Annotated in this window: 23 protein-coding genes; 10 read left to right on the top strand and 13 right to left on the bottom strand. The window is 61.0% G+C overall.

Translation table 11 applies throughout. The features are described 5' to 3' along the window. Positions 1-66 precede the first annotated feature (66 nt). On the top strand, positions 67-906 hold the full coding sequence (locus tag N554_RS0121410) for a metallophosphoesterase family protein (protein ID WP_029585343.1): 840 nt from the start codon (positions 67-69) through the stop codon (positions 904-906). A 29-nt stretch (positions 907-935) separates the two neighbouring features. Here the strand turns inward: N554_RS0121410 and N554_RS0121415 are convergent, their stop codons facing one another. From N554_RS0121415 to N554_RS0121435, 4 genes are all read right to left on the bottom strand, one after another. After that, a complete protein-coding gene (locus N554_RS0121415) occupies positions 936-1,961 on the bottom strand; it encodes an NADP-dependent oxidoreductase (protein WP_029585344.1) in 1,026 nt (341 codons plus the stop codon). Between the two features lie 148 nt (positions 1,962-2,109). Next, positions 2,110-2,733 carry a hypothetical protein gene (locus N554_RS0121420; protein ID WP_029585345.1) on the bottom strand — a complete coding sequence of 208 codons (624 nt, stop codon included), beginning with the start codon at positions 2,731-2,733 and terminating at the stop codon, positions 2,110-2,112. Between the two features lie 149 nt (positions 2,734-2,882). Next, on the bottom strand, positions 2,883-4,370 hold the full coding sequence (gene guaB / locus N554_RS0121425; RefSeq protein ID WP_029585346.1) for an IMP dehydrogenase: 1,488 nt from the start codon (positions 4,368-4,370) through the stop codon (positions 2,883-2,885). Between the two features lie 191 nt (positions 4,371-4,561). Then, on the bottom strand, positions 4,562-4,810 hold the full coding sequence (locus N554_RS0121435; RefSeq protein ID WP_029585347.1) for a hypothetical protein: 249 nt from the start codon (positions 4,808-4,810) through the stop codon (positions 4,562-4,564). A gap of 147 nt (positions 4,811-4,957) precedes the next feature. Here N554_RS0121435 and N554_RS0121440 point away from each other — a divergent pair, with 147 nt between their 5' ends. Both N554_RS0121440 and N554_RS38570 read left to right on the top strand, forming a co-directional pair. After that, on the top strand, positions 4,958-6,433 hold the full coding sequence (locus N554_RS0121440) for an MFS transporter (RefSeq protein ID WP_029585348.1): 1,476 nt from the start codon (positions 4,958-4,960) through the stop codon (positions 6,431-6,433). A 209-nt stretch (positions 6,434-6,642) separates the two neighbouring features. Beyond that, a complete protein-coding gene (locus N554_RS38570) occupies positions 6,643-6,924 on the top strand; it encodes a site-specific integrase (protein ID WP_029585349.1) in 282 nt (93 codons plus the stop codon). A 241-nt stretch (positions 6,925-7,165) separates the two neighbouring features. Here the strand turns inward: N554_RS38570 and N554_RS0121450 are convergent, their stop codons facing one another. The 6 genes from N554_RS0121450 to N554_RS0121480 form a co-directional block, all read right to left on the bottom strand. After that, the gene (locus N554_RS0121450; protein ID WP_029585350.1) at positions 7,166-7,561 is read right to left on the bottom strand and encodes a hypothetical protein; all 396 of its coding nucleotides are present in this window, start codon (positions 7,559-7,561) and stop codon (positions 7,166-7,168) included. 766 nt (positions 7,562-8,327) lie between these two features. Further along, positions 8,328-8,636: an NIPSNAP family protein gene (locus N554_RS0121460; RefSeq protein WP_029585352.1), complete on the bottom strand. Its 309-nt coding sequence runs from the start codon at positions 8,634-8,636 to the stop codon at positions 8,328-8,330. Between the two features lie 274 nt (positions 8,637-8,910). Further along, positions 8,911-9,216 carry a hypothetical protein gene (locus N554_RS0121465; protein ID WP_029585353.1) on the bottom strand — a complete coding sequence of 102 codons (306 nt, stop codon included), beginning with the start codon at positions 9,214-9,216 and terminating at the stop codon, positions 8,911-8,913. A gap of 191 nt (positions 9,217-9,407) precedes the next feature. Beyond that, positions 9,408-10,133, bottom strand: coding sequence for a LamG domain-containing protein (locus N554_RS0121470; RefSeq protein ID WP_029585354.1), 726 nt, complete (start codon positions 10,131-10,133; stop codon positions 9,408-9,410). Beyond that, the gene (locus tag N554_RS0121475) at positions 10,106-11,512 is read right to left on the bottom strand and encodes an ABC transporter permease subunit (RefSeq protein ID WP_245283667.1); all 1,407 of its coding nucleotides are present in this window, start codon (positions 11,510-11,512) and stop codon (positions 10,106-10,108) included. Before N554_RS0121475 ends, N554_RS0121470 begins: the two co-directional genes overlap by 28 nt. Continuing rightward, on the bottom strand, positions 11,499-12,239 hold the full coding sequence (locus N554_RS0121480) for an ABC transporter ATP-binding protein (protein ID WP_245283668.1): 741 nt from the start codon (positions 12,237-12,239) through the stop codon (positions 11,499-11,501). Before N554_RS0121480 ends, N554_RS0121475 begins: the two co-directional genes overlap by 14 nt. Positions 12,240-12,772: 533 nt before the next feature. On the opposite strand from N554_RS0121480, the gene N554_RS38575 reads away from it, so the two are divergent. From N554_RS38575 to N554_RS0121510, 5 genes are all read left to right on the top strand, one after another. After that, entirely contained in the window at positions 12,773-13,030 is a 258-nt protein-coding gene (locus N554_RS38575; RefSeq protein ID WP_245283669.1) for a DUF924 family protein, read from the top strand. 56 nt (positions 13,031-13,086) lie between these two features. Further along, complete coding sequence (locus tag N554_RS0121495) at positions 13,087-14,055, top strand: Bug family tripartite tricarboxylate transporter substrate binding protein (RefSeq protein WP_029585359.1); 969 nt, start codon at positions 13,087-13,089, stop codon at positions 14,053-14,055. Further along, entirely contained in the window at positions 14,052-14,555 is a 504-nt protein-coding gene (locus N554_RS0121500) for a tripartite tricarboxylate transporter TctB family protein (protein ID WP_029585360.1), read from the top strand. The genes N554_RS0121495 and N554_RS0121500 overlap by 4 nt, the downstream gene beginning before the upstream one ends. Next, positions 14,555-16,054 (top strand): tripartite tricarboxylate transporter permease, encoded by a 1,500-nt coding sequence (locus N554_RS0121505; RefSeq protein ID WP_029585361.1) that lies wholly within the window; start codon positions 14,555-14,557, stop codon positions 16,052-16,054. Before N554_RS0121500 ends, N554_RS0121505 begins: the two co-directional genes overlap by 1 nt. A gap of 272 nt (positions 16,055-16,326) precedes the next feature. After that, complete coding sequence (locus N554_RS0121510; RefSeq protein WP_029585362.1) at positions 16,327-16,512, top strand: hypothetical protein; 186 nt, start codon at positions 16,327-16,329, stop codon at positions 16,510-16,512. A gap of 57 nt (positions 16,513-16,569) precedes the next feature. Here N554_RS0121510 and N554_RS0121515 read toward each other — a convergent pair whose 3' ends face one another. Further along, positions 16,570-16,824 (bottom strand): hypothetical protein, encoded by a 255-nt coding sequence (locus tag N554_RS0121515; protein WP_029585363.1) that lies wholly within the window; start codon positions 16,822-16,824, stop codon positions 16,570-16,572. A gap of 309 nt (positions 16,825-17,133) precedes the next feature. Here N554_RS0121515 and N554_RS37450 point away from each other — a divergent pair, with 309 nt between their 5' ends. Further along, entirely contained in the window at positions 17,134-18,054 is a 921-nt protein-coding gene (locus tag N554_RS37450) for an ankyrin repeat domain-containing protein (protein WP_197033672.1), read from the top strand. 7 nt (positions 18,055-18,061) lie between these two features. Here the strand turns inward: N554_RS37450 and N554_RS0121525 are convergent, their stop codons facing one another. Further along, positions 18,062-18,649, bottom strand: coding sequence for a c-type cytochrome (locus tag N554_RS0121525; protein ID WP_245283670.1), 588 nt, complete (start codon positions 18,647-18,649; stop codon positions 18,062-18,064). Between the two features lie 77 nt (positions 18,650-18,726). After that, complete coding sequence (locus N554_RS0121530; RefSeq protein ID WP_245283671.1) at positions 18,727-20,337, bottom strand: pyrroloquinoline quinone-dependent dehydrogenase; 1,611 nt, start codon at positions 20,335-20,337, stop codon at positions 18,727-18,729. Between the two features lie 586 nt (positions 20,338-20,923). On the opposite strand from N554_RS0121530, the gene N554_RS0121540 reads away from it, so the two are divergent. Continuing rightward, entirely contained in the window at positions 20,924-21,103 is a 180-nt protein-coding gene (locus N554_RS0121540; RefSeq protein WP_029585367.1) for a hypothetical protein, read from the top strand. The last annotated feature ends 12 nt before the right edge of the window (positions 21,104-21,115 follow it).

Below are 21,115 nucleotides of genomic sequence, written 5' to 3' on the forward strand. Positions count from 1 at the left end.
GACGTGTTCGGTTTCATGATCCCGACGTGCACGGAATGTATGATCGGGGCTCGGAAGGAATATGGCATGCCCGAGTTTCGCCTGACGCAGATTTCCGACACCCATCTTGCCCGCCGCCTGACGAAGCTGACCGATAACTTTCATCGCGTGAGCGAGTACATCAACGCGACGCGTCCGGATCTCGTCATCAACAGCGGCGATGTCGCCTTCGACGGCCCGACCAGTCGGGACGATCTCGAATTCGCCGGGACGCTGCACAATGCGCTTCCCGTCGCCTGCCGTTACCTGCCCGGCAATCATGACATCGGCGACAATCCGACCAAGGTCGGGCCACCCCCATCGCAGCCAGCCACGGAACAGGGCCGGCAGGCGTTCCTCTCGATATTCGGCGAAGACCGCTGGCGTTTTGAGGCTGCCGGCTGGTGCCTTATCGGCCTCAATTCGCTTGTGATGAACACTGGTTTGGCGAGCGAAGCCGAGCAGTTCGACTGGCTCGCTTCGCAGCTCTCCAGCGCCAACGGAAGACCGGTGGCGCTGTTCCTGCACAAGCCGCTTTTTCTGGATTCACCCGACGATCCGGAGCTCGCGGCAACGTCGATACGCTACGTTCCGATGCCGGCGCGGAGCCGCCTGGTCGAGATGTTTGGCGCCGTCGACCTGCGGCTGGTCGCCAGCGGCCACATTCACCAGCGCCGGGATTTTACCTTTGGCCACGTCCGCCATGTCTGGGCGCCCTCCGCCGGCTTTGTCATTTCCGATGCCAAGCAGGACGTGATCGGCGTCAAGGAGGTCGGGCTGGTGGAGTATCGCTTCCAGCCCGAAGGCTTCGAAGTGCGTCACGCAAGGGCGCCGGGCCAGATCGATGTCGATCTGGATTCGTTGCTCGGCGCGGCTACCAAAGGCTAGACACTCCTATCGATCGGCGTTTCCGCAACTCACGCCTTGTCGGGCCCGACCCGCACCAGCTGCTTGCCGAAATTGGCACCCTTGAGCAGCCCCATGAACGCGCCGGGCGCGCTGTCGATCCCTTCGGTGACGAACTCGCGATACTTAACCTTGCCCTCGCGCACCCACTGCGACATGTCGCGCTGGAAGTCGGGATGACGCGCGGCGAAATCGCGGACAATGAAGCCCCGGATGGTCAGGCGCTTGGTCAGCACGGCGCGCATCAGCGATGACGCCCATTTCGGCACGGACGGTTCGGTGTCGTTGTATTGCGCGATCAGGCCGCACACCGGCACGCGCGCAAAATCGTTGAGCAGCGGGAATACCGCTTCGAACACCGCGCCACCGACATTCTCGAAATAGACGTCGATGCCTTTCGGGCAGGCCTCCTTCAATTTTGCCGCAAGATCGGGATCGCGGTGATCGAGGCAGTCGTCGAAGCCAAGCTCGCGTTTGACGTAATCGCATTTGTCTTTGCCGCCGGCGATACCGACGGCACGCGCGCCCTTGATCCTCGCGATCTGGCCGACCGCCGAGCCGACCGCACCGGACGCCGCCGCGACCACGACGGTCTCGCCCGGCTGCGGCTTGCCGATATCGAGCAGCCCGGTATAGGCGGTCATGCCGGGCATGCCGAGCACACCCACCGCGGTCGAGACCGGGCCGAGTTTCGGATCGACCTTGCGCAGGTCCTTGCCGTCGGAAAGCGCGTGGGTTTGCCAGCCGGCGCGTGCGAGAACGATGTCGCCCTTGGCAAAGGAGGGATTGTTCGAGGCGATCACCTCGCACACCGTGCCGCCCTCCATCACGCCGCCGACCGGCACCGGCGCCGCATAGGACGGGCCCTCGCTCATGCGTCCGCGCATATAGGGATCGAGCGACAGCCAGATGGTGCGCAGCAGGACCTGGCCTTCGCCGGGCGTCGGCAGCGCGTAATCCTCGATGCGGAAGTCCGACGCCTTGGGCTCGCCGACTGGACGAGAGACGAGAACGACGCGCTTTGCCTGATTGGACATGGTTGTTTCCTCCGATTTTGCCATTCGTCATTGCGAGCCATCCGGTCGCGCCAATGCGCGCTCCCGATGACAGGTTCCGCGAAGCAATCCATCGTTGCCGCACAATGGGTTGCCTCGTCGCGCAGCTCCTCGCAAGAACGGTACCGATTTAAGCCGTGATTTTCGCCAGCGCCGCGTCGAACGCCGCGGCCGCGCTCGGCAAATCCTTGAAGGCGCGGATATGCCGCTGCTCCTGCGCATCCTTCTCCGAGATGCCCGGCCGAACTTCGGAGACCGGCTTGCCGCCTTCGATCATTTCAGCCGGCGCGCTGACATGGAATTCGTGATCCTCGATCGGCGCGTCCTTCAACAGCCACACGCCCAGCGTCACAATGTCGTTGCCCCGCCGATACGAGATATAGCGATCGACCGCCACCGTTCCGTCGCGCTGGTGCCCGCCGAGCTTTGCGTAACCCTTGGCATCCAAAAGCTTGTGCGATCGAAATCCTTTCACGCCCGCCGACTTTGCCTTCGCGGTCTCCTCCGTGAGATCGTACTTCCCGGCCATCTCTTTGCCGACGCCCGCCAGCTGGGCGGACATATCGTGCTCGAATTCTTTCAGTTCGGTGCGCGGCTTCGATGCCTTGCGGGGCTTTGCCGCGTCCCGCTTTTCCATCTCGGCCTTGCATTGCGCGACGACGCCGGCGACGGATTTCCGCTCCGCATTGACCAGCAAATTCTTCAGATCCTGATCTGAAAGCGCAGCGATCCTCTCCTCCGACCAATCGACCATAGACCGACTTCTTTCAAGTTGTGTTGAGATGAATCTTTTCGAGATCCGCTCCTACAATCGCGAGCGGGCATTCCAGTGCGGAACGGCGAACCGCGTTCCAACAGTACCGCGTTTCGCCGGCCTTGTGGTGTCAAATTAGGTGAAAAAAGCTACATCCCGCCGGGGTAATTCGGGCTTTCACGGGTGATGGTGACATCGTGGACGTGGCTTTCGCGCAGGCCCGCCCCGGTGATGCGCACGAACTGCGCCTTCTCATGAAACTCGGCAAGATTTCTCGCGCCGACATATCCCATCGCCGCGCGCAGTCCGCCCGCGAGCTGATGCATCACATTGCCGACCGGCCCCTTATAGGGCACCTGACCCTCGATGCCCTCCGGAACCAGCTTGAGCGTGTCCTTGATATCCTGCTGGAAGTAACGGTCGGCGGAGCCGCGCGCCATCGCGCCCACCGAGCCCATCCCGCGATAGGCCTTGTAGGAGCGGCCCTGCCACAGGAACACTTCGCCTGGGGTCTCGTCGGTCCCGGCCAGCAACGAACCGACCATAACAATGTCGGCCCCGGCGGCCAGGGCTTTGGCCAGATCGCCGGAATACTTGATGCCGCCATCGGCAATCACGGGCACGTTGGCTTTCTTCGCGGCTTCGACCGCATCCATGATGGCGGTCAGTTGCGGCACGCCAACACCGGCCACAATACGCGTGGTGCAGATCGAGCCGGGACCGATGCCGACCTTGATCGCGTCGGCACCAGCATCGATCAGCGCCTGCGCGCCTTCCTGGGTCGCGATATTGCCGGCGATGACCTGCACGGCATTGGAGAGCCGCTTGATGCGGTTGACGGCTTCCAGCACGCGCGAGGAATGGCCGTGCGCGGTGTCCACCACGATCACATCGACGCCGGCATCGATCAGCAGTTCGGTGCGGTCATACCCGCCCTCCCCGACCGTGGTCGCGGCCGCGACCCGCAAGCGGCCATGCGCATCCTTGCAAGCCAGCGGATGCGCCACCGCCTTCTCCATATCTTTGACGGTGATCAAGCCAACGCAGCGGTACTGGTCGTCGACGACGAGCAGCTTTTCGATGCGGTACTTGTGCAGCATCCGCTTGGCTTCGTCCTGGTTGACGCCTTCGCGCACCGTCACGAGATTCTCATGCGTCATCAATTCGCTGACTTTTTGGTGCGGATCGGTGGCAAAACGCACATCGCGGTTGGTGAGAATGCCGACCAGCTTGCCCGGTACGCCCTTGCTGGCGCCCGTGACCACCGGAATGCCGGAGAAACCGTGATCCTTCATCAGCGCCATCGCATCCGACAGCATCGCGTCGGGGCCGATGGTCAGCGGGTTGACCACCATTCCGGATTCGTACTTCTTGACCTGCCGCACCTGGGCGGCCTGGCCATCGGGGTCAAAATTGCGGTGGATGACGCCAATGCCGCCAGACTGCGCCATGGCGATCGCCATTCGCGCCTCGGTGACCGTATCCATGGCGGAGGCGATAATTGGAATGTTGAGCGGGATGGCCCGGGTGAGGTGAGAGCGGATATCGGCTTCCGAGGGCAGGATATCCGAGAGGCCAGGCTTCAGAAGCACATCGTCGAACGTATAGGCTTCGCGTATTCCTTGTCCCTGCACCATCGCCAACTCCATTCAGCGGCCATCGCCGCGATACACCCCGGAATGAACGCTTGCTTCGGCGACGCTGTTTGCATCGCCGTCGAATCGCCCATCGGTAGGGTTGGCGGTGGTCGATAGCACGGTGGGCTGCCGAATCAAAGCGTTTGCCTGCCATGCACAGGCTTTTCCTAAAAACCGCGCTTCCCCCCGCGTCAGCGCGAATAACCTGGCGGCGGGCCATGCTGGCGGATCGCCTCCACCACTTCCCGATGCATGCGCTCTTCGCGTTTCAGATGAACTGCGATCACCGCGTGTGCCGACGGCACCAGCAGCAGGACATGAAAAAATAGCCCGAAAATCCCGCAAAAGACCATCAGGACCAGATTGAAAATCGCCGAGAACGGCTGCCCGTTCACGAGCAGCCCGAGCGGCGGTAGCAAGGCAGCGAGGACATAGATCATCGTCGGATCTCCAGCGGAGGCCTCAGGCAATCGCGAAGATTGTTACCGACGATTTAGGCGGTTTCCGGGGTTCCGCAATGGCCTGTGTGGCAATGTGATGATACAGCCCTCCTCCCGCTGCCTTCCATTCCTCTCCACGAATCTTCCATGAACAAAGAACGCCTGATCCCGCTCATCGTGGCCACAGCCCTGTTCATGGAGAACATGGATTCGACTGTGATCGCGACCTCGCTTCCGGCGATCGCGGCGGACATCGGCACCAGCCCGCTGACGCTGAAGCTAGCCATCACCTCGTATTTGCTGTCGCTGGCCATATTCATTCCGGCAAGCGGCTGGACCGCCGATCGCTTTGGCGCGCGGACCGTGTTCTCGGTCGCCATCGCCGTCTTCATGGTGGGCTCGATCGGCTGCGCGCTGTCCACCTCCGTCACCCATTTTGTCATCGCGCGTATCCTGCAAGGCCTCGGTGGAGCGATGATGACGCCGGTCGGACGGCTGGTGCTGCTGCGCTCGATCGACAAAAGCGCGCTGGTAAATGCCATGGCCTGGGTCACCGTGCCGGCCCTGATCGGACCGGTGATCGGTCCGCCGCTCGGCGGCTTCATCACCACTTATTTCTCCTGGCACTGGATCTTCCTCATCAACATTCCGATCGGCCTGCTCGGCATCTTCATGGCCCTGCGCTATATCGATCCGATCCGCAGCGAAGACCCCGAGCGCTTCGATCTCTACGGGTTGGTGCTGGCCGGGATCGGCCTTGGCGGTATAGCGTTCGGGCTTTCGGTCGCCGGCCTCAATATGTTGCCGTGGCCCATCGTCGCCGGGCTTGTCGGCGTCGGGTCGATTTCGATGACGCTCTATGTGATCCACGCCAAGCGCACTGCCTCGCCGGTACTCGATTTTACCCTCATGCGGCTGCCGACGCTGCGCGCCAGCATCATCGGCGGCTTTCTGTTTCGGCTCGGCATCGGCGCGCTGCCGTTTCTGCTGCCGCTCTTGATGCAGGTCGGGTTCGGCCTGTCGCCGTTTCGATCCGGGCTGGTGACGTTTGCCTCCGCGGTCGGTGCGATGGGCATGAAGACGCTGGCGGCCCGCATCATCAGAACTTTCGGCTTTCGCAATATCATGGTGATCAATGCGGTAGTCAGCTCGGTCTTTCTCGCCGCCTGCGCGCTGTTCACGGTGACCACGCCATTGTTGCTGATCATGATCATTCTCGTGGTCGGCGGCTTCTTCCGTTCCCTGCAATTCACAGCCATCAACACCGTCGCCTATGCCGAGGTCGAGCCGGCGCAGATGAGCCGGGCCACCACTTTGGTTAGCGTCAACCAGCAGCTTGCGATTTCAGCAGGCGTCGCCGTCGGTGCGTTCTCGGTGGAATCGACCATGCTGGTGCGCCATGTGAACGAGTTGAGCGCGGCCGATTTCGCGCCGGCGTTCCTGATCGTCTCGATCATCTCCGCGGTCTCTGCCTATTTCTTCTGGCGGATGCCCGACGATGCCGGGCATGAGATCTCCGGCCACAAGGCGGTCGAGATTTCCAGCCGCAAGGGCGCGGAAAAGGCTGGCGTCAAGGCGGCCAGCGAGGGTACCCAGGACGCAAGGGATCAGCGGCTGGGGTAGAGACGAAGGTAAAGTCATTGTCATCATTGCGAGCCACGGCTCTGCGATCTTGCGGCGCGATGCGCCCGAATGTGCATGGATCGTTCGTCCAACAGAGGGCGCGGGGAATGCCGGGTGCCCGCTGCCCCCGCAGCCTCGTGTGCAGTGTGTTGGTAGCACACGAGTGTAGTCACCACGGTCGCACCGGAACACCCGGCATCCCGCACGCAATGGCTTTAACGGCTTATCTCGTGCTCTCCCCGGCCAAGAAGCGGCGCGTGATCCAGCAGCCGCTTTCCGATCTGGCGGTGGAGATCATCAAGGAGGCGCTGATCAGCGACGAGCAGCAATTCGTATTTTCAAGCCCGCTCGGCGACCAGCCGATGAACCGCAAGGTGATGGCAACCGCGCTGCGCGGCACGAAGGTCAAGGGCAAGGTGAAGACGGCATCTGCGCGCTGCTCGCCGGGAACAAGCCCGCAGCATGTGATCACGTTCGGCGAGCGGCGGTGAACACGATCGTGCTGCCGGAGCTGCTGCCTGCTCTCCCCGGCATGCACGGGCGCGGGACACCTGTTTGTCGGCAGACCGTCCCGCAGAACCCGCGCCATCTGGCACATGCTGCTGGACGGCGTCAGGGCTGCCACCTCGCTGGCGCAGGGTGTGCCGCCCGATCCGGCATTATGGATGGTTTGCTTATGCCGATGACTCCGTCATCGGATTCGAGCATCATAGGCCAACGGCGTCGCGCCGCTCAGTACGGACGGTACCCGCCCGGGCAAACGTAGTTGCCGTAGGCGTCGTAGCCGCAGCCGCCTCGGTAGTAGGACCCCGCCGCAGCGGCACCGACCGCAGCCGCGCCCACTGCCGCGGCACCGACACCGTAACCGCGATAGCCGTAGCCGCGATAGGCACCTGCACGGTATGCGCCCCCATAGCCGTAGCGCCCTCCGCGCACAGCGACAGCGCCACCGCGGTATCCCCGAGCTGCGACCGCGCCGCCGCGGTAGCCTCCCGCTCGCACGGCTCCGCCGCCGTGAAAACCTCCAGCGCGCATGCCGCCGCCGCGGCGGGCGAACGCGTCGTCGGGAGTGAAGGTGACCAGCAGCATGGCTGCGGCTGCCGAAGCGATGAGAATTCGACGCAACATCAGCGAACTCCTTCCTAGAGTGAGGAAAGCCGCGGACGCCTGCGCATCGCGGCAAGCCGCGGTCAGTCCAAAGCCTCGGGAGCGGAAGCTTCGCGTCCTTGACCTAGATCAAACCTCACGTTCATCTACGTGAACGGGACTGCTCCATCACCCGCTCCATCGCGGGAAGCGGTCCGCCCAGTCATAAGCCGTTGCGCGTGAAGCAGCGGATTGCGCGCACCATCCCGGCGCGCCATCAGTCGGTAGCCATCGTGCTTGATTTCGTGAACCCAAAGCGGGCCGGACGGCGGTCGGGCCACCTTCGACGGCTGGCACGGTTCGATGAAGCCGGAGGGACGCGGCACGGTCATGCTGCCATCGTGCCGTTCGTCGCCACCGCCGTCGCACAGGCAATGCGGTGGTACGACGCGGAGAAGCCGGGCGCATCGCGGATGGCCATAGGCAATGCGATCCGGTTGATGTGCCGCGCCAAGAAAAGCCGCGAGGGCGATCACTTCGCTGCGGCCATCGGGCTGCGCGAACAGCTTGAAGGCTACGTCCCGACCATCCCCGATTGGGCCAACGACAAGCACACACTGGCAGGCCGCAAGCTGGGGCGCGGCCTCGACCACTTCCGCAAGGAACGAAGCTGGTACTGGAGCCGACCGAACCCGACTTGTTTGTCGAGGAAGCCTACAGGCTCTGGGCAATCAAGCAGCAGGGCAAGGGGCCGGTCTCGACGTGAACGAACCCATGCGGCCCGGCCTCTCTCAATCACAGCTTGTCGTCAGATTTCAATCTCAGTCGCCATGTTAGAACGCACCCACGTAGTGTAGCCCGCCTTCATCCTCTTAGCTTGCCAAGCTCGAACTTCTTTGTCTTCAGCCATCTTATCAACGGCCGCGCCGAATGCTGCAAAGTTCTCGAACGTTATCGACAACACCCTATTTCCAACTTCACCAAGGGCGACAGTCCAATAGGTTACTTTTCCGCCGTGTTTGCGCCAGAGGACAGCGCCTTCTTTGGCGAGTTCGGTAATCTTGGCGGGATCAGTTCCGGGGTTCGGCCTGACTACGTATTGAACAACTACTGACATTGTTCTCTCCCTTGAAATTACAAAGGTATATGCGTAACGCAAAAAAATATTCGCATCTAAAAAAGTAAGCAAAGCAATTCTCAGCGATCACGCTGCAATGCGGTCTGGGAACGATCCGGCACGGCAGGCGGCGACCGGATCAGCCTCATTCAGGGTGTTGCGACTGCACCCATGAATGTCTGCTGTTCGCGGTACAGCTGACTAGTGAGAGACTTCCCCGAGCGCGACGCTTGGCATCGAAGTGCCGCTGCCACTGTGGCCATACGTGTCGTCGTCACCAGTCGTTGAGTTCGAGGATCAAATCAGCATCGGGACCCTGCTCGGGGTCTCTGCCACTAAGTGCATTCAGTTGATCGTTCATTCCAGCAAGTCGTATCTGGATCGTCTTCAATCGCATTTCGAGTTCGCCAGCCGTCCACAGGGTAAACGCACCGAACCAACATATCAGCGTGTCAGTCCGACCAAGATCGAGAAGCCACGGCGCGGACATCGCACCGACTGCCATGATTGCCATTCCAGCGCGTCGCCATGATCGCATCCGACGATACTTTTTCAGCGCGCCCTTAAGCTCGAACTCCATATCACCCCTCCCCGAAATCAGTCGCAGCTAGCGTAGACCTGTTCGCTGGCGGGGCACGGCTTGTTTGTCGGTATCCACAGTCCCGGCAGCCGGGAGCGGCAATCGACAGCGCTAAGGCGTCAGGCGTCAGCGTCGAGGCCGCAGGAAGGCCCTACAGCGCGCCGGGTCCACCGCATCCCACCCCGCGCACGTCAGTTGGCCGTGGTGACCGTGTAGTCGGAAAAATGCATGTGGCTGTCGGCCTTGGACCACAGGCCGATGCGCCCCGAGACTGGCTGCGCAAGCGTGTGCTCCAGATAGAGCTTGCCATCGAGGTAGCCCTCAACCTTGGTGCCACGGATGCGAACCTTGAGATCGTGCCATTGGCGCGTCGCGGTCGGCGTATTTCGTACCCATTTGACCGATGAGCGCTTGCCATTTTCGAACTTCCAGAGCACGAGGTTGTCTTCGAGACAGTTGGCGCGGATCGTGAGGTAATCGCCATTCGGTTTGAGGTTGAACAAGATGCCGGCTCCCTGGTCGATGCGTCCGGACAATCCTTCGAAGCGCACCGTGATCTCGCCGTCCGTAAAGTTCTGGACATCGGGCGCGACCACGTAAGGGAAGTAGGCATAGACCTGAACCCGATCGAGGAATTCCGCATAGCGTTCGCCGTATAGTGCGCGTGCCTTGTCGGCGATGCCCGTGGAGGATTGCCCTTCCTTCCAGTGCCGACCGTCGACCGCGAGCACTTTTTTTCCGTTGTCGTTTTCGATCCGCCAGAAACCGACGACCGGCACCAGCGATTTCGGCTCAGCGCCGACGGTTTCGCCTGAGAAGTCGATCGTCGTTGGCTGCGCAGCGAGCCCCGGTAGAGCCAATGCGGCCAGACCAAGCGCCGTGGCGATCATCAGTCCGATGCTCTTGCTTGTGACCATGATTGACCTCCTTCAGCCATGGAAGAGAATTTGACACGTGGCGAATGTCGGCTCCGCCACCAGCTGAGCGCGATCAAAAGCGGCAGTGCACCGAGGAACCAGAACCAGGTCGCATCTGCACTGGTGACGAAGGGATAACCGGGATACTCGCCTCCCACGACGGGCGCTGGAGGCGGCGTGCCCGCCAGCGCGTAGAGCAGCGGCAGGATCTCGCGGGGGCTGGTCGAGCGGCTGACGTCGGATCGAGGGCCGTAAGTGTAATCAATCTCGCCGTAAGTGTCCTGGCGTGAATTGCTTGCGAAGTCCTTCCGGTTTCCAGCGAGAACGACAGACACATTCGGCATCACGCGGCCGAGTTTTTCGAGCACGTTGCGCTTCAGATCAACATAGCGCGGATCCTCGGGGATCAAGTGTACAGTGATGACCAACGGAAGCCTGAGCGTCGCGAGCAACTTCTGGTCCGCGGCGGGGAAGGAATTTCGCCGATCTTCCGTGACATCTACCGATTGCCCGATCTGTGTCGCAGCGCCGAGCACGGCGATCGTCACGAGCACATATGGTACCGAACGCAGGACCTTGCCTCGCAGGGAAGTGCCAGGCGGCAGCCACACGCTGGCAAGCGCCGAGAGACCGCAGACCACGGCTACAATGCCGAGCACGAGTCCGGCAGATAGCAGCCCCTGCTCGAAGGGGCGCAAGGTCTGGGTTAGCGACAACTGCGCAAGCCACGCGGACAAACCGGAACGCCCGGCAAGCATAAAATCCAGCACCCACGATCCAATGGTTGCAGCGAGCGCGATAATGGCGGCGGTGGCTGAACTCTCCGAGATCGAGGCCGCAAACAGCGCGATCGCACCGACCAATAAACCGTAGAGCGAATGGCCGAACAGAAGATTCAATGTCTCAGGTGCCGCCAGGTGCCCGCCCAGGATGGCCCAGATCGCAAGCGCGGAAAACGCTGGAATGCTCACCATAGCCCACGCCGCCAGCACCGCGGCAAGCTTTAGCAGAATGAGTGTGGAGCATCGATAAGGCAATTGGACCAGCAGGCGCAATGCGCCGGATTCCTTCTCCTGGCCAAGCACGCGGATCGCCACGAAGGGAAACAACAGCGTAACCGCGACGTAAAGCGAGCCGAATGTCGGGACCAGAATCCCATCGAGTGGCGATAAGCTTGTCGCCAGCACCGGCGATTCCAACGCCGCAGCACTGGCTTCGCTATAAAGCGACACTGCCTGAACGAAGCTATATCCGACCAGTGGACAGACTAGTAACAAGACGATCCACAACGCTCGCCCGCTTACAATCGCCGCTAGCTCCTTTGCGAGCAGCGGATGCAGCGGACCCGCGTATACTCCGTATGCCTTAGGTGAGCGCAAGAAAGATCTCCTCCAACGATCCGACGGGTATGCCAGTTTGCGCACGCAGTTCATCGAGCTTGCCAACCCCGCGCACCTGCCCTCCGGCGAAAAGGATGAAACGATCGCAGACCCGCTCCGCGTCGGCCAGTTGGTGAATGGCAAGAATGAACGTGCGTTTCTTGGCGGCCTCGTTGCGGACTACTTCGATGATGTTGCGAGTCTGCCGAAGATCGAAGCCATCGAATGGCTCGTCCATGAGCAGCACGTGCTGCGGCGTTAAGAGACCGACAGCTAAGAGCAGCCGGCGGTTATAGCCCTTTGACAGCGCATGCACGCGTTTTTGGAGAACGGGCTCCAGTCCGACGGAGGATATGATCGCCGCCACTTCCGCGTCGGATCGACGGTAAACGCCCGCAAAAAAGGTCACGACTTCAGTCGCGAAGCGATCCTGATACAGCCTTATGCCGTCAGGCAGGTAGAATAGCGCTTCTTTCCTGCGGCGTGCCGGCAATTCCTCGCCGAGACAGAAAACGCTTCCCGAATCCGCCGCAAGCAGGCCGGCAAGGAGTTCCAACAATGTTGTCTTCCCGGCGCCATTCGGCCCCACAATACCAAGCACCTCGCCTGCAGTGACAGAGAATGCAACGCGCGCAATCGCCTGCTCTCGGCCGTAATGTTTGGTGAGATTGGCGACACGCAAAACCTGCGCTGAATTCCCGCCGCGATCGGCATCCGCAGTCATCATTGATCAACTCCGATTCCGAACGGTGTAAATGGCGGCGGTCTCGGCCTCCGCGATGCCCTTTCTCGGTGACAAGCCGCACCGGCTTCGGCTTTGTTCCAGCATCCGCAGCAACTCCGCCGATATCGGGAATTGGCGCATGCGGCGAAACCTAAAAGCAGCGAAGGTCGCCAGCCTCGACAGCAGACCGGCACACGGAAGCGCCGCTCGCGCGGGCAAAGCCAGTCCGGAATGATGGAGTTAATGGCGGCATGCTGCGTCCTCGGAAAACCGGACGCGATTCTTCGGCATGTCGCCTCATGGGGAGATCGCTTTCCCCATGGTGGCGAATACTGCAACGGAGTTTCGACTTGTCAATTGGAAGTCGGTTCCAACCGGTTTCCGCCGCGCTCAATTTCACCCGCGGGTGAGCAATGCGATGTGTTTGATATGCCGGGCAGTTTGGAGAAGCGCCCCCTGACTGTTCCGGCAGTCGATCACGAACAATTCAAAGTGAAATGCTGCCGATCAGTCGCCACTCTGCTTCAAAGGCTTCGATGGCGAGCCAATCGTCTTTGATCGGCGCATATCTTTCGCCGCTTCCCGCCGATCAGACGCCGATCAGACAATGTTGCGTCGATCTGTTTCGCCGGCTCGTCGATGCCGAAAACCCGAAATGTGCGGAGCACCATGCCGACATCGTCGGCAGGTTCGGACGCTTTCCACACCGCAACGCGCTTTGCAGGAAACACGACGTCGGACGAACAGTCCTTTCTGACCAGCGGCGGGTTTTCCGGCTGAATGCGACAAATTGACACGATGCGGCAAATAATCAACAACAGCCGCTCCGGATAAGACTGGAGGAATCCCAATGGCCTCGTTTCAGACGCGCCTGCTTGGCGCGGTCGTCGCGCTGATGCTTGCGGCCAGCTGTCCGGCCCTCTCGCAGCAGCTCGAACTCAAGCTGATGGCGCCCGCAGCACCTGGCGGCGGATGGGATCAGACCGCCCGTGCGATGCAGCAAGCCCTTGTCGCCGCCGGTATCGCTCGCAGCGTCCAGGTCACGAACGTTGCAGGCGCCGGTGGCAGCGTCGGCATCGCGCAGTTCGTCAACGGCGCCAAGGGCGACGGCAACCAAATGATGGTGAACGGCTTCGTCATGGTTGGGGCGCTGGCCATGAACAGATCGCCGGTGACGCTCGATCAGGTGACGCCGATTGCGCGCCTCACCGAGGAGACCCAGGTTATCGTCGTGCCGGCGAATTCGCCGATCAAGACGGCGCAGGATCTTGCCTCCGCTCTCAAAGCCGACATCGCCAAGGTAACCTTTGCCGGCGGCTCGGCCGGGGGCGTCGACCATGTGATGGCGGCGCTGTTCGCGAGGACGATCGGCGCCGACGCGAAGAAGGTCAACTACATTCCATTTTCCGGAGGTGGCGAGTCGCTGGCGGCCATTCTTGGCGCGAAAGTCACCGCAGGCATTTCGGGACTGAGCGAATACGAAGGTCAGATCAAGTCCGGCAAACTGCGCGCGCTCGGCGTGACGTCGGAAAAACGCATGGCCGGCGTCGATATCCCGACCTTTAGGGAACAAGGGATCGACATGGTGCTGGCGAACTGGCGCTCAGTGGTCGCACCTCCGGGCATCACCGCGGAACAGCGCAAGACCCTGAGCGATGCGGTGGAAAGGATGGTTAAGTCCGACGCCTGGAAGGACATCCTCAAGCAGAAGGGCTGGGATGACGCTTATCTTGGCGGCGATGCGTTCGCGGATTTCCTGAAGAAGGAAAATGCGCGCGTCACCGATGTGCTGAAGTCGGTCGGCCTCGTCAAATCATGACGCCGGATAGTGCTCCCAGCGATCTACCGCGGGGTCCGGCGTCGCGGAGCATCGATCGTTCGGGTCTTGTCATTGCCCTGGCGCTCGCGGCACTTGCCGCGGTTCTGGTATGGGACGCAAGCCAACTGCAATCCAACACGGTCTACGGCATGGGGCCCGAGGCGATGCCGGTTGTCATCGCCGTCGGACTCGGCATTCTTTCGATCGGCAATCTGATCGACGCGCTGCGCGGCAATCTGCCGGCGCGCGAGAGCGCCGATCCCAAGGCGGTGTGGCTTATTCTCGCCGGGCTTGCGCTGCTGATCGCCATCATCGGGTTTGGCGGCGGCTTTATCCTTGCAACCACCGCACTGTTCGTCACCACGTCGGCAGCCTTTGGACGGCGCGCAATTCTCGCCGACTCCGCCATCGCCCTCGTGATGACCACCCTGATCTATCTCGCTTTCGATCGGCTGCTGACGTTGAGTCTTCCTGCCGGCCCGCTGGAAAGACTGCTGTAATGGACAGCTTCGCCGCGCTCGCTCATGGCATGGCCATCGCCGTCCAGCCCATGAACCTGCTCTATGCGCTGATCGGCGTGTTCCTCGGCACCGCGGTGGGCGTGCTGCCCGGCATCGGTCCCGCGCTCACGGTCGCGTTGCTGTTGCCGGTGACCTACAAGCTCGACCCCGGCGGCTCGCTGATCATGTTCGCCGGAATCTATTACGGCGGCATGTACGGGGGATCGACCACGGCCATCCTCATCAATACGCCCGGCGAGAGCGCATCGATGGCGACCGCGCTCGAGGGCAACAAGATGGCCAAGGCCGGCCGCGGCGGTCCCGCGCTTGCGACCTCAGCGATCGGCTCGTTTGTCGCGGGCACCATCGCCACTCTTGGTCTGGCTTTCCTGGCGCCGTGGCTGGTCGATGTCGCGGTGCGCTTCGGGCCTGAAGATTATTTCGCATTGATGTGCCTGGCCTTCGTCACGGTGTCGGCAACCTTCGGAGATTCGCCGGTCCGCGGACTGACCAGCCTGTTCATAGGGCTGACGCTCGGGCTGATCGGCATCGACAAGCTCACCGGTCAGGCCCGGCTCGCTTTCGGCATTCCCGAACTGCTCGATGGCGTCGAAGTGACGACGCTCGCGGTCGGCCTGTTCGCCGTGGGGGAAGCGCTCTACGTCGCATCGCGCCGTCATCACGCCGAGGAGAAGCTCGAGCCAGTGCGCGGCTCGCTATGGATGACGAAGGAGGACTGGAAGCGGTCATGGAAACCATGGCTGCGTGGGACCCTGTTCGGTTTTCCGATCGGCGCACTTCCCGCTGGCGGCGCCGAGATACCAACATTTCTGTCCTACTCCACTGAGAAGCGGTTGGCGAAACATCCGGAGGAATTCGGCAAGGGCGCAATCGAAGGCGTCGCGGGGCCGGAAGCCGCCAACAACGCCTCCGCCGCCGGTACCCTTGTGCCTTTGCTGACGCTCGGGCTTCCGACATCGGCAACCGCCGCGATGATGCTGGCGGGCTTTCAGCAATACGGCCTGAACCCGGGACCGCTGTTGTTCGCGGAGCGGCCCGATCTGGTGTGGGGCCTGATCGCAAGCCTGTTCATCGCCAATGCCATGCTGCTGATTCTCAATCTACCGCTGGTCGGCTTGTGGGTGAAACTGCTGGCGATCCCGCAGCCGTGGCTTTACGCCGGGATTCTCGTGTTCGCGACAATGGGCACCCTCGCGGCGAAGCCGTCGGTGGTCGAGCTGTCGATGCTGGCGGGCTTCGGAGTAATGGGCTTCCTGATGCGCAGGTTCGATTTTCCGATCGCGCCGGTGGTCATCGGTCTCATCCTCGGACCAATCGCCGAAAGCCAACTGCGCCGCGCCCTGGCGATCAGCCTCGGCGATCCGATGACGCTGCTGCAAAGCTCGATCTCGGCGGCGCTGCTCGGCGTCGCGCTGATCGCCCTGCTGGCACCGTTCGTGCTGAAGGGACTGGGACGGTTCAAGGCGAACGAGGACTAGTCCTTGTGCCTGTGACAAATCAAATCCGGACGTATTGTGATCGGCTATTCAATGGGCAAATCGCCCGGGTCACGCGTGCGGTTTTTGAGAATTGTCAAGTTTAACCATCAGCTGTGTGCACTGGTTCGGGTCGAGCGAAACGAGACCAGGCTCCAAGGGTCTCTCCGTCAATTGTCGTGAAAGCTCAAGGCCGGAGTCGAGCGCTGGCTGAAGGCGGGCCCTGAGGGTGCCGCATGAGTAGTCGAACCCCCCAAAGGGAAGGACACTGATCAATGGCCAGCGAGGAATCTGCCAAGGCAGCCCGCCTGATCAAGGTGGCTAAGGCTGTAGTCGGTGAGCTGCAGCGTCAGGGGTTCTCTGAGGTTCTAGCCGACCGGAGGTTCGATCCCGTCGAGATAGCCAAGGCGGTTATCAAGGCGGAAGACGGCGACGTGGTCCCGATCCGACGGTCCAGATAGCTGAGAGGGCCTGCGCGTTCGGAGAATTGGCCTAGCCGCGTAGTTCGGCTTTGGCGCCTAACCTCGAAGAAGCAGAATAATCAGCGTGACAAATATGATCGAACCTACCCAACCAACAACTAGCGCCATTTTCAACATGACCTGCCGACGCGCGGTCTCCTCGATATGTCTTTCAATTGAAGCGCTTAAATCGCTGTCGGTGATCTCCCCGGACGCGACCCCGCCAATATTTGCCTCGTCATCGGGGCTACCTGACGGTCCACTTCCTTTTTCGACTCGTTGCCCGACACGCATTTTCCCTAAGCCTGCCATCTGCGGGAACCTGCAATTTGAGGGAAAGTGTCTGCCAACCCAAGCGTGCGTGCAAGGATAAATTCCAGGTCCCGCTCTCGGCCAGACTAGTTTAAACTTGCTAAGTTCCAGCCTTGTGCAAACATGGAATCGTTCGGTGACGCCGCAGTGCCTGCCTGACATTTGTTCGGCGCACGATTTCATTGTTCGAAACGGCGGCACCTGCAGGAGCAGGAGATACGGACGTAGGGAAAAAATCCAAGCGCGCGCAATTCGGCAAGACGTAGGTAGCGCACATCAGCACAAAGCGTGACCCAGGGAGCGACCACTTTGTCCCGCCATGTCGTTTTTCTATGCTCGATTGTGATCGCTGCACTCAGCGCGGCGTCGGCTGCTTGCGCCGCGGACTCTGAGCGCTGCCAGGAGCTTGGTCGTGCGTTTGAAATCGCGAAACCGCAGATCACTGCGGTCGAAGTGTCGTTGACGCTATTTTCGGCTGTTGACGCGAATTGCGTCAATCTGGCAACCGAACTGCTTGATCACGGCGCGTCGGTTGACGCGCGTGACCGGCTTGGCGCCCGGCCGCTTAGCCATGCCGCCAGGTTCGGTCATCTCCAGATGGTTGATCTTCTGCTGGCGCGCGACGCTCCGATCAATGCGCGCAATCTCGCCGGCGCCACCGCGCTGTTTTTTGCCGCCGAACGCGGCCATACTGCGGTCGCGCAACGGCTGATCGAACGCGGCGCCGACGTCAATTTCGTCGGGCGCAGTGGGGTTTCGCCGGTTTCTGCCGCCGCGTATGCGGGCAACGACGCGATCGTCGAAGCGTTGCTCGCACGTGGGGCCGACGAGCGGGTGCCCGACGGAACCGGCAAACCGCCGATCGTCTATGCGGCGGCCGGCGCACGGCTCGACATCGTGACGCGGTTGCTGGCCCGAAATGTCGACATCAACGCTCGTTACCCCAATGATCTCACCCTGCTCATGTGGGCGTCGGGCCCGGATCAATCGGCACCGGAAGCACAGGCGATCAAGATCGTTACATATCTGCTGGACGCAGGCGCGCATATCGATGATCGGGACGCCCGCGGCCGTACCGCCCTTATGATTGCGGCCGAAGGCGGCCGTTCGGGGATCGTCAACTTGTTGCTTGCGCGCGGAGCCGACCTGTCTCTCAAGGACAAGGGCGGACTTCGCGCCGCCGACTTGACCGTGCTGACCTCGCTGCGTGAACAGCTGACGCCGCGCTGACGGCGATTCAAAGTCCGGCGAGATATTCCGCCAGCGCCGCAAGGTCATCGGGGGCGGTCGCAAGCATCAAATCTGACATGCCGGGATTGTTGCCGCGCGCGCGGGTGCGGAAGTCAGCGATTGTTTTCGTCAAATAGTCCCGGCTCTGGCCCGCCAGACGGGGCACGGTGCCGTCGCCCTGAAATTGATCGAGATGGCAGCCGGTGCAGCCCACAGAGCGGTTGGCGCTCAAGGCGCGGCCCGAAATTTCCTTTGACGCACGAGGCTGCCCCAGATCAGGCCACGGCTTTTTCGAGAAATATTCCGCGATGGCCAGCATGTCCTCCCGTTCCATGGACGAGGCGATCGGCTGCATGATGTCGTTCTTGCGGTCGCCCCGCTTGAAATCGCGCAGCTGAATGTAGAGGTAACCCTGTGGTTGCCCCGAGATGATTGGAATCGTCTTTTCAACCGGTTTGCCGTCCGCGCCATGGCAACTGGCGCAGATCTGCGTCTTTTCTTCAATGCTTTGTGCGCCTGCGGGCGTGCCGAAGAGGTCCGAACCAATACCGAGCGCGACAGCGACAACAACGCACCACTTAAACCTGCCGCGCATCATCGATTCCAATTGGAGCTTTTAATTGAGGCGGAACCGTAGCCGGCCCCGCCTCTCATTCGCTATATCGTGCGTTCTCAGTTGAGCGAGAAAGCAATGATGTTGTTGCCCCGGCGGAAATCGATCTGGGTGTTACCCCCCGCGCCGACCACAATATACTGCTTGCCGCCCACCATATAGGTGGAGGGCGGCGCATTGACGCCGGCTCCGGCGCGAAAACTCCACAACTCCTTGCCGTTGGACGAGTTGTAAGCCGCAAACTTGCCGTTGCCTTCGCCGGTGAAAACAAGACCACCTGCGGTGGCAAGGATGCCGCCGATCATCGGTTCGGGCGTCTTCACCTGCCACTTGATCTTGCCGGTGTTATAGTCGACGGCGGTGATGTTGCCCGACTGCGCCTCGCCAGGGATCACCTTGAAGGCGCCGCCAAGCCACAGCTTACCGTTCGGATACGGCGTGCTCTCGACCTGGTAGGTCATCGGCTGATGCAGATTGATGGCATAGGCGAGGCTCTGTGACGGATCGATCGCAATCGGCGACCATTCGACACCGCCATTTGCACCCGGCAGCATGCGCGCGCCTTCCTTGGTGGGAAGGGTCCACATGTTCTCTTGCGCCACCATGGCCTCAGAGAAGCGGATCAAACTGCAATCCTTGCGGTCGTGGACATAGATGTGACCGGTCTTGCCCGCATGGATCACGCCCGGGATGGTCTTGCCGTCTTTCCCTTTCACGTCCAGGAGTACCGGAGGGCTTGCAGCATCAAGGTCCCATACGTCATGGGCGATGTACTGAAAGTGGCATAGATATTTGCCGGTATCCAGATCAACGGAAACCAACGAGTTCGTGTAGAGGTTGTCGCCGGGGCGCATTGAGCCGTCGAGGTCGGGCGACGGATTGCCGACAACAAAATAGAGCCGGTTCGTAGCCAGATCGACCGCAGGATTTTGCCACACGCCGCCACCAAGTTTCTCGAAGGGATCGCCCGTCTTTGCGAGCTGGTCCTTTTCGGCCTGAATATTACGGTGCATGTCACGACCAGTGGCGTCTTTCGTTGCCCAGACGCCGACTGAATTCTCCGGTATCGTAAGGAACGTCCAGAGCAACTTGCCGGTCTTCGCATCGTAGGCTTTCACAAAGCCCCGGATGCCGTACTCGCCGCCATTCGTTCCGATCAGAACCTTGTCCTTGATTACCGTTGGAGCCATCGTCTCGCTGTATCCGAGCTCCGGATCCGCGATGTCGCTCTGCCAAACAACATCACCGGTTTTTGCCTTCAGAGCCACAAGCTTGGAGTCGAGCGTGGCCAGGTAGACAAGGTCGCCCAAAATTTGGACGCCGCGATTGTTAGGACCGCAGCAATAGGTCGTTACCGGTCCCATCTTGTGCTTGTAGTGCCAGATTTCTGCGCCGGTTTTGGCGTCAAGCGCGTAAACATGGCTGAACGACGTCGTCACATACATGACTCCGTCGATGACAATGGGCGAAGTCTCAAGCGATTCCTTGACGTCCGTCTGGAAGATCCACGCGACGCGCAGGCCCTTCACGTTGTCGCGTCCGATCTGTCGGGCCGGATGAAAGCGCGTCTGGGCATAGTTGCCGTTTGTCAGCAGAAAATTGTTGACGCTTTTGTCTGCCGAGTCGAGCTGTTGCTGAGTAACCGGAGAAATTGTTGCCTGGCCCGACACGGACCTGGCTTCCTGCTTAACTTCCTGCGCGCCAATGGGCCCTGTTAAACAACCAGCGAGGCCGACAAAAGTGGCGCATAAAATAGAATATCTATTCATGTTCCCGCCCCTATTATTGTCTGTTCACTTTAACCGACACATTCGAAAGTCGGTGCCATTCAAACTTAACCGATCGAACTACTTTGACAAGGCGAAAACGCTAAGCGCTAAGGTTCACAGACGCCGCGACCGAACGCCAACCGTTCGGTGAGCAGATTTGCGACCGCCGGTGGACGTGCGTCGGAGTCCAACTGACTCAGAAATATTTCGTACCTGCGGCAGCTATAGAGTTCGGCAGCTTCCGGCGGCAGCAGCGCAAGTTTCGTCCGCAACATCATTCGCTTGGGACTTTTGTTGCACTGCATTTTATTTCTTCAACGGCGTCCTTGAACTCCGCGCTGCCGCAATCAAAGCTGCAGCGGGAAGAAACTTTTCGTTTGGATCGATGTTGTCATTCCAGCAACGGAACCGGGCCGACTGGCAGTTGCTCGAGAGGCCGCTCGGCGTAACGCCCGGGCGGCTTTTTCTTTTAACGTGGGAGGGTGACATGCCGAATGATAAGCCCCTCAAGCCCGACGACTTTCCGGTTGAGGTTGAGGGCGAAAAATTAGTGACTGCAGACGGCAAGCCGATCGCCAAGGCGAAAACGCCAGCCATCGCAGAGGATATCGCGGACCGTCTCAACGAAGACGATTACCGCAAAGGGATGGATAGATGGTCGGCGTGATCCAGCTCATGG

The sequence above is a fragment of the Bradyrhizobium sp. URHD0069 genome (assembly GCF_000701345.1).
Lineage (GTDB): Bacteria > Pseudomonadota > Alphaproteobacteria > Rhizobiales > Xanthobacteraceae > Bradyrhizobium.

What these genes read in the sequence shown, in the direction of transcription:
- N554_RS0121415 (WP_029585344.1), bottom strand. Translation starts at nt 1,961, where the DNA reads ATGTCCAATCAGGCAAAGCGCGTCGTTCTCGTCTCTCGTCCAGTCGGC.
- N554_RS0121460 (WP_029585352.1), bottom strand. Translation starts at nt 8,636, where the DNA reads ATGTCAGTAGTTGTTCAATACGTAGTCAGGCCGAACCCCGGAACTGAT.
- N554_RS38570 (WP_029585349.1), top strand. Translation starts at nt 6,643, where the DNA reads ATGGCTTTAACGGCTTATCTCGTGCTCTCCCCGGCCAAGAAGCGGCGC.
- N554_RS0121470 (WP_029585354.1), bottom strand. Translation starts at nt 10,133, where the DNA reads ATGGTCACAAGCAAGAGCATCGGACTGATGATCGCCACGGCGCTTGGT.
- N554_RS0121515 (WP_029585363.1), bottom strand. Translation starts at nt 16,824, where the DNA reads ATGGCAGGCTTAGGGAAAATGCGTGTCGGGCAACGAGTCGAAAAAGGA.
- N554_RS0121480 (WP_245283668.1), bottom strand. Translation starts at nt 12,239, where the DNA reads ATGATGACTGCGGATGCCGATCGCGGCGGGAATTCAGCGCAGGTTTTG.
- N554_RS0121450 (WP_029585350.1), bottom strand. Translation starts at nt 7,561, where the DNA reads ATGTTGCGTCGAATTCTCATCGCTTCGGCAGCCGCAGCCATGCTGCTG.
- N554_RS0121500 (WP_029585360.1), top strand. Translation starts at nt 14,052, where the DNA reads ATGACGCCGGATAGTGCTCCCAGCGATCTACCGCGGGGTCCGGCGTCG.
- N554_RS0121505 (WP_029585361.1), top strand. Translation starts at nt 14,555, where the DNA reads ATGGACAGCTTCGCCGCGCTCGCTCATGGCATGGCCATCGCCGTCCAG.
- N554_RS38575 (WP_245283669.1), top strand. Translation starts at nt 12,773, where the DNA reads ATGGCGAGCCAATCGTCTTTGATCGGCGCATATCTTTCGCCGCTTCCC.
- N554_RS0121465 (WP_029585353.1), bottom strand. Translation starts at nt 9,216, where the DNA reads ATGGAGTTCGAGCTTAAGGGCGCGCTGAAAAAGTATCGTCGGATGCGA.
- N554_RS0121510 (WP_029585362.1), top strand. Translation starts at nt 16,327, where the DNA reads ATGGCCAGCGAGGAATCTGCCAAGGCAGCCCGCCTGATCAAGGTGGCT.
- N554_RS0121525 (WP_245283670.1), bottom strand. Translation starts at nt 18,649, where the DNA reads ATGCGCGGCAGGTTTAAGTGGTGCGTTGTTGTCGCTGTCGCGCTCGGT.
- N554_RS0121410 (WP_029585343.1), top strand. Translation starts at nt 67, where the DNA reads ATGCCCGAGTTTCGCCTGACGCAGATTTCCGACACCCATCTTGCCCGC.
- N554_RS0121435 (WP_029585347.1), bottom strand. Translation starts at nt 4,810, where the DNA reads ATGATCTATGTCCTCGCTGCCTTGCTACCGCCGCTCGGGCTGCTCGTG.
- N554_RS0121420 (WP_029585345.1), bottom strand. Translation starts at nt 2,733, where the DNA reads ATGGTCGATTGGTCGGAGGAGAGGATCGCTGCGCTTTCAGATCAGGAT.
- N554_RS0121440 (WP_029585348.1), top strand. Translation starts at nt 4,958, where the DNA reads ATGAACAAAGAACGCCTGATCCCGCTCATCGTGGCCACAGCCCTGTTC.
- N554_RS0121540 (WP_029585367.1), top strand. Translation starts at nt 20,924, where the DNA reads ATGCCGAATGATAAGCCCCTCAAGCCCGACGACTTTCCGGTTGAGGTT.
- N554_RS0121495 (WP_029585359.1), top strand. Translation starts at nt 13,087, where the DNA reads ATGGCCTCGTTTCAGACGCGCCTGCTTGGCGCGGTCGTCGCGCTGATG.
- guaB (WP_029585346.1), bottom strand. Translation starts at nt 4,370, where the DNA reads ATGGTGCAGGGACAAGGAATACGCGAAGCCTATACGTTCGACGATGTG.